Raw genomic sequence first — 6,534 nt, 5'->3', positions numbered from 1 at the left:
CCGCCGCCTCGGTCTTCCTCATCTGCTTGAACATGGCGTCGGCCACCTGGTCCGTGACCCGGTTCCAGATGTCCACGACCTTGTTCTTGCGCTCGAGGTTGGTGATGGCGCCGTCGCGGTACTGCTGTTCGACGCTCTCCACCTCGTCCAGGGCGCCGTCGACCAGGGCCGTCTTCTCTTCGGGAACCTGCATGTCCTCCACGCCGAAGGAAATGCCCGCCCGCGTCGCGAAGAGGAAGCCGGTCTCCTTCACCGCGTCGGCGAGGTGGACGAGGGCCTCCCGTCCGTAGTTCTGGAAGGTCCAGGTGAAGAGATCCCTCAGTCCGCCCTTCTTGAGGAGGCCGTTGATGAAGGGAACCCCCTCGGGCAGGATGTCGTTGAAGAGCACGCGCCCCGGCGTCGTTTCCAGAAGGCCGCCCTCGATGGGCTTGGGCGGAGTGTGGGAGATGTCCTGATCGTCCGAGGCCGTCGTCAGGTCGATGACTTCACCGGAATACCGGACCCGAATCCGGGCGTGGAGGTCCACCCAGCCCGTATCCAGGGCCATGAGGACCTCTTCCACGGAGGAGAAGGCCAGGCCCTCGCCTTTGGCGCCCTTGAGCGAGTGCGTCAGGTAGTAGATCCCGAGGACCACGTCCTGGGTCGGGACGATGATGGGCGAGCCGTTGGCCGGGTAGAGGAGGTTGTTGGTGGACATCATGAGCACGGACGCCTCGATCTGGGACGCCGGGCTCAGGGGCACGTGGACAGCCATCTGGTCGCCGTCGAAGTCGGCGTTGAAGGCGGTGCAGACCAGGGGGCTCAGCTTGATGGCCTTGCCTTCCACCAGGGTGGGCTCGAAGGCCTGGATGCCCAGGCGGTGCAGGGTCGGGGCCCGGTTGAGCAGGACCGGGTGCTTCTGGATGATCTCGTCCAGGACGTCGTAGACCGCCGGGAGGCCGAGCTCCACCATCTCCTTGGCCTGCTTGATGGTGGGGGCGAGCCCCCTCTCCTCGAGCTTGTTGAAGATGAAGGGCTTGAACAGCTCGATGGCCATGAGCTTGGGAAGACCGCACTGGTTGAGCTTCAATTCGGGTCCCACGACGATGACCGAGCGCCCCGAGTAGTCCACGCGCTTGCCGAGCAGGTTCTGGCGGAAGCGGCCCTGCTTGCCCTTCAGGGTGTCCGAGAGGGATTTCAGGGGGCGGTTGTTGGTCCCTTTGAGGACGCGGCCCCTTCGGCCGTTGTCGAAGAGCGCGTCCACGGCCTCCTGGAGCATGCGCTTCTCGTTGCGCACGATCACGTCCGGGGCGCGCATCTCCATGAGCTTCTTGAGGCGGTTGTTCCGGTTGATGACGCGGCGGTAGAGGTCGTTCAGGTCCGACGTGGCGAAGCGGCCTCCGTCGAGGGGCACGAGGGGCCGAAGCTCGGGGGGGATCGCCGGGAGGACGTCGAGGACCATCCACTCGGGCTTGTTCCCGCTCTTGAGGAAGGACTCCACCAGCTTCAGCCGCTTGTTCAGGTTGGCCCGCTTCTGGTTGTTCCCGAGGATCTTGATGTAGGACCGCAGGAGGTTCTGCTCGCATTGGAGCCGGGTGAACCGCTGGCCGCGGGCGAGCTGGCACGAGGCGCACTGGCAGTCCTCGGAGAAGTGCCTCAGCAGTTCCTGAAGCCCCGCCGCTCCGATCCCGGCCGTGAATCCCTCGGCCCCATAGACGGCGCGAAGGGCGTCGAGGGTCTTGTCGTACAGCAGCGCCTTGTGACGCAGGACCGTCTGCCCGGCAAGTTCCTCGTTGTAAAAGCGGGTGTTCTCGTTGAGCTTGAGGAGTTCCTCGAAGGCGGCGGCGCTCTCTTCCTCACCGGCCTCCTCGGCGCTCTCGTAGGTCCAGACGGCTTCCTCGATGTTGCGCAGGATGCGGTTCCGCTCCTGCGGGGAGTCTCCGGAGTGCCGGGAGAGATAGGCCTCCTTCACCTCGTCCACGTTCACCACCACGAAGCCGGGGTCGGTGACGACCCACTGCTCGTAGTAGTTCACGCTCTCCACGTCCTTGAGCTTCATGCCCAGCATGATGGAGATGCGCGACGGGGTCCCCTTGAGGAACCAGATGTGCGAGACGGGGGCGGCGAGTTCGATGTGGCCCATCCGCTCGCGGCGGACCCTCGACTGGATGACTTCGACGCCGCACTTCTCGCAGGTGATGCCCCGGTACTTGATCCGTTTGTACTTGCCGCAGAGGCACTCCCAGTCGTTCACGGGGCCGAAGATCTTCGCGCAGAACAGGCCGTCGCGTTCGGGTTTGAAGGTCCGGTAGTTGATGGTCTCCGGCTTGGTGACCTCGCCGTGGGACCATTCTCGGACCTTTTCGGGGGAGGCCAGCATCAGCTGGATCCCGCGGATCCGGTTGATGCTGAGTTTCTTTTCGAGGAAAGGTGCGCGTCTCAACTTCACACCCCCTTAGGGTCAGACGTCCGTGGACGCCGGTGCCTCTTCCGTTTCCAGGACCTTCACGTCGATGGCCAGCCCCTGGAGCTCCTTGACGAGGACGTTGAAGGACTCGGGGATTCCCGGTTCCTCCGGGTACTGGCCCTTGACGATGCTCTCGTACATCTTCGTGCGGCCGTAGACGTCGTCCGACTTGACCGTGAGAATCTCCTGGAGGATGTTCGCCGCGCCGTAGGCCTCGAGCGCCCAGACCTCCATTTCGCCGAACCGCTGGCCTCCGAACTGGGCCTTCCCGCCCAGGGGCTGCTGGGTGATGAGCGAGTAGGGGCCGATGGAGCGCGCGTGGATCTTGTCCTCCACCAGGTGGGCGAGCTTCATGATGTAGATGTAGCCCACGGTGACCTTCTGGTCCATGGGGACGCCCGTTCGGCCGTCGCGCAGGTGGATCTTGCCCTCGCCGGGCAGCCCCGCCTGGTCGAGAAGGGCCTTGATGTCGCCTTCGGTGGCCCCGTCGAAGACCGGGCTGGAGACGTGGAGGCCCAGGGACTTGGCCGCCCAGCCGAGGTGGGTCTCGAGGATCTGGCCCACGTTCATGCGGCTGGGGACGCCCAGGGGGTTGAGCACGATCTGGACCGGCGTTCCGTCGGGGAGGAAGGGCATGTCCTCGGCCGGGAGGATCCGGCTCACCACGCCCTTGTTTCCGTGGCGTCCGGCCATCTTGTCCCCCACCTGGACCTTCCGCTTGATGGCCACGTAGACCTTGACCATCTTGATCACGCCGGGGAGAAGCTCGTCCCCGCGTTCCAGGTTGGCGATCTTCTCCCGGTACTGCTCCTCCAGGACCTCGATCTTCCTCCGCGTGCGGTCCTCGATCTCCCGGATCCGCTGGATGGCCTCCTTGAACTTGGCCTGGATCTGGATCTTGGGGAGCAGATCCGCGCGGATGGCGGAGAGGGGCTTGGCCTCCAGCTTCATCCCCTTGCCGATGAGTTCCTCGCCCGTGAGGTCGTCGTACAGCGGGTGCGACGTGACGGTCCCGTCGAGGAGGTCGGTGATCTTCTTCCGGTTTTCCTCCCGCAGGATCCGGATCTGGTCGCGGAGGTTCTTCTCCATCCGGGCCACGTAGGCTTCCTCGATGGCCCGGGTGCGGGCGTCCTTCTCCACGCCCTTCCGGGTGAAGATCTTGACGTCCACGATGACGCCCGAGATGCCGGGCGGGCACCGGAGCGAGGCGTCCCGGTACTCTGCGGACTTCTCGCCGAAAATGGCTCGGAGGAGTTTCTCCTCGGGGGTCATCTGGGTCTCGCCCTTGGGGGTGACCTTGCCCACGAGGATGTCGCCCGGCTTCACGTGGGCGCCGATGCGGATGATCCCGCTCTCATCGAGGTCGCGCAGGTAGGTCTCGGAGATGTTCGGGATGTCCCGGGTGATCTCCTCCTTGCCCAGCTTCGTGTCCCGGGCCTCGATCTCCAGCTCCTCGATGTGGATGGACGTGAACACGTCCTCCTCCACGAGCTTCTCGCTCAGGAGGATGGCGTCCTCGTAGTTGTAACCCCGCCAGGGCATGAAGGCCACCAGCACGTTCCGGCCCAGGGCCAGCTCTCCGCCGTCGGTGCACGGGCCGTCGGCCAGGACGTCGCCCGCCTTGACCCGGTCTCCCGATTTCACGACGGGTTTCTGATTGATGCACGTGTTCTGGTTGGACCGCTGGAACTTGGTCAGCGGGTAGACCTCGGCGCCGAAGTCGTAGAGGTCTTCACCCTCCTCGCCGCCGGCCACGCGGACGATGATTCGGTTCGCGTCCACGACGTCCACGATTCCCCCGCGCTTGCAGACCACGGTGGATTCCGAGTCCTTGCCCACCACGATCTCCATGCCCGTGCCCACCACCGGGGCCTTGGGCCTCAGGAGCGGGACGGCCTGGCGCTGCATGTTGGAGCCCATGAGGGCGCGGTTGGCGTCGTCGTGTTCGAGGAAGGGGATCAGGGCCGCGGCGATGGAGACGAGCTGCTTCGGCGAAACGTCGATGTACTGGATCTCCTCCCGGGGCGAGAGCACGAACTCCCCGGCCTTTCGCGCCTGCACCTTCTCGTTGGTGAAGCGCCCCTGCTCGTCCACGGGGGCGTTGGCCTGCGCGATGGTGTACATGTCCTCTTCCCAGGCCGTGAGGTAGAAGGCCGTGGGGGAACCCTTGGGGGGCTGTTTTCGGGCCCTCTTGCACCGCGTGACCTCGGCCTGCAGGTCCTCTTCCACGACCACGTCGCCCAGCGAAAAGGAGCTTCCGCCCGGGAAGGTGATCACATAGTGGTTCAGCACCCGACCGCCTTCGACCTTCTTGTACGGGGATTCGATGAAGCCGAACTCGTTGATGCGGGCGTAGGTCGAAAGGGAGCTGATGAGTCCGATGTTCGGTCCTTCCGGCGTCTCGATGGGACAGAGGCGGCCGTAGTGGCTCGTGTGGACGTCCCGGACCTCGAAGCCGGCCCGTTCGCGGCTGAGGCCGCCCGGGCCGAGGGCGCTCAGGCGCCTCTTGTGAGTGATCTCCGAGAGCGGGTTCGTCTGGTCCATGAACTGGCTGAGCTGGCTGGACCCGAAGAACTCCAGGATGGAGGCCACCACGGGCTTGGCGTTCAGGAGGTCCCTGGGCATGGCCGTCGCCAGGTTGTGGTACACGCTCATCTTTTCCTTGGTGGCGCGCTCCATCCGGGCCAGGCCGATGCGGATCTGGTTCTCCAGCAGTTCACCCACGCACCGCACCCGACGGTTGCCCAGGTGGTCGATGTCGTCCAGGGTGCCGATGTTGTTCTTGAGCTTGAGGAGGTACTCGACGATTTCGCAATAGTCTTCGAGGGTCAGGATCCTCCGGCGCTCCAGCTCCTCGGCGAGAGCCTTCTTGCTCAGACTGCGGTACTGGTCGGGGTGGAGCTTCGTGAGGAACTTGAGGGCCCCGACCCGGGAGAAGTCGTACCGCTTGTCGTCGAAGAACATCATCTCGAAGAAGCTCTTCGCGCCGGTGGGCGTGACGGGGTCTCCGGGCCGGACCTTCCGGAAGAAGTCCACGTAGGCCTCTTCCTGGGTCTTGCAGACGTCCCGGGTGATGGTCTCCAGGAGGGAGGTCCCCATGTCCGTGGCCTTGGGCAGGATCACCTCGAGGGATTTCACTCCCAACTTCGCCAGCTCGAAGAGCCGCTCCGTCGACAGGAGCTGCCCGCTTTCGCAGAGCAGTTCCCCGCTCTCCGGGTCCGCCACGTCGCGGAACGCGTAGACGTCGGTGAACTCCTCCGTGCTGATCCGCACCGAGGTCTTCTTGGACTTCTTCAGACGGGCGACCTGGCTGCGCCGGATCTTCTTGCCGGCCTCGATGACGGTTTCCTTCCCCTCGGTCACGTTCTCGGCGGCGACCAGACCGGCGAGCCGGTCCGATATCCGGAGGCGAAGGGCGTCGGGTTCCAGCTCCAGCACGTCGATGGGGTAGAAGCGCTGGAGGAGCGAGGTGTTCTCCCCGAGGCCCAGGGCCCTCAGGAACACGGTGGCGGGAAAGCGCCGTTTCCGGTCGATCCGCACGTGGAGGACGTTCTTGGCGTCCATTTCGAGTTCGACCCAGGAGCCCCGCGCGGGGATCACCTTGCCGATGAACTCCGTGCGGTTCTCGTTGGTCTGGAAGAAGACGCCGGGGGAACGGTGGAGCTGGCTGACGACGGCCCGCTCGGTTCCGTTGATGATGAAGGTCCCCTTCTCGGTCATGAGGGGCATGGACCCGAAGAAGACCTCCTCCTCCTTGATGTCGAGGACCGACGAGGCCCCCGAAGCCTCCTTCTGGTACACCTCCAGCCGGACCCGGATCTTGAGCGGGATCCCGAAGGTCATTCCCCGCTCCTGGCACTCCTCCACGCTGGTGTGGACCCGGAGGTTGACCACGTCGTCGCAGTGGGGGCAGTGGGGGATCTGCAGGGGGTTGATCTGGCCGCAGTGCTGGCACTGCACGTCCCGCGCCTGGGTATCCGTGATGACGATGCGTCCCTTGCAGTGCGAGCAGGTCTGTCTCAGGTGCTCCAGGCCCTTCAAGGCTCCGCACCGGCATTCCCAGTCGCCCAGGGAGTAGTCCACGAAGG

At 64.9% G+C, this 6,534-nt stretch carries 2 protein-coding genes; both read right to left on the bottom strand.

Annotated elements, in window-relative coordinates; all coding sequences use genetic code 11:
* The coding region (gene rpoC, locus AB1824_12780) for a DNA-directed RNA polymerase subunit beta' (GenBank protein MEW5765839.1) at nucleotides 1–2,422 on the bottom strand (2,422 nt) is incomplete at its 3' end.
* Between the two features lie 18 nt (nucleotides 2,423–2,440).
* Nucleotides 2,441–6,534, bottom strand: a 4,094-nt coding sequence (gene rpoB, locus AB1824_12775; GenBank protein MEW5765838.1) for a DNA-directed RNA polymerase subunit beta, incomplete at its 5' end; no start/stop codon positions are given.

The sequence above is a fragment of the Acidobacteriota bacterium genome (assembly GCA_040752915.1).
Lineage (GTDB): Bacteria > Acidobacteriota > UBA4820 > UBA4820 > DSQY01 > JBFLVU01.
Note: the sequence above shows the minus strand (reverse complement) of the source record. Positions and strands in the feature narration are given on the sequence as shown.